Consider the following 308-nt stretch of genomic DNA (forward strand, 5'->3'; position numbering starts at 1 on the left):
GTAAGGGTGTCATTGCCCTCGGTGCCATACATCACCAATGCCCGCGCATGGACTTCAGTCCCCGTTAAAGTGGTGCCATCGGCAAAGGTCAGCTGCTCAATACGACGTGCACTGCTGCTAAAGGCTTCGGTCAGGGTGATGCTATCCCCGGTTTCCTGCCCCTGTGCATCCACAAAGTACAGCACCACATCGTTGCCACTGCGACGCACCCGCAGCTGCTCAGCACTGAGCCCCGCACCAAATACCAGATTATCCACCCCACCTAAATCGGTGAGCGTGTCTTGTCCATCGCCCGCATTGAACAGGTA

Annotated in this window: 1 protein-coding gene; it reads right to left on the reverse strand. The window is 56.8% G+C overall.

Annotated features, from left to right (window positions below; genetic code table 11):
* Positions 1-308, reverse strand: a 308-nt coding sequence (locus tag N475_RS24980) for a calcium-binding protein (RefSeq protein WP_155732630.1), incomplete at both ends; no start/stop codon positions are given.

Source organism: Pseudoalteromonas luteoviolacea DSM 6061 (assembly GCF_001625655.1).
GTDB lineage: Bacteria > Pseudomonadota > Gammaproteobacteria > Enterobacterales > Alteromonadaceae > Pseudoalteromonas > Pseudoalteromonas luteoviolacea.